General features: G+C 45.3%; 1 protein-coding gene. It reads right to left on the bottom strand.

What is annotated here, in order from left to right; genetic code table 11:
• A partial coding sequence (locus LKK83_RS32070; protein WP_324634419.1) for an RRXRR domain-containing protein occupies positions 1 to 173 on the bottom strand: 173 nt, incomplete at its 3' end.
• Between the last annotated feature and the right edge of the window lie 63 nt (positions 174 to 236).

Here is a 236-nt window from a genome sequence, read left to right as displayed (position 1 = left end):
AGTCTGTATTCTGGTTTTTTTACCGACGAGTCCTCTTCTGTGTCTTTCAACATGATGGTGAAAGGGTAGCGTCGCAGGACAACAGCCCTTTCTTCTTTGAGAAATTTTCTTGCCCTTGCCGGATGACAGGGGTTTAGCGGTTTTCTGTTTTTACCTACGACTAGTACGAACATGAGTTGGTTGTCTCCTGTTTCCAGGGTAAAGTTTGCCTCGAAGTTGTTAGGTGGTCGGTACTT

This window comes from Phormidium sp. CCY1219, assembly GCF_035615515.1.
Classification (GTDB): domain Bacteria; phylum Cyanobacteriota; class Cyanobacteriia; order Cyanobacteriales; family Laspinemataceae; genus CCY1219.
Note: the sequence above shows the minus strand (reverse complement) of the source record. Positions and strands in the feature narration are given on the sequence as shown.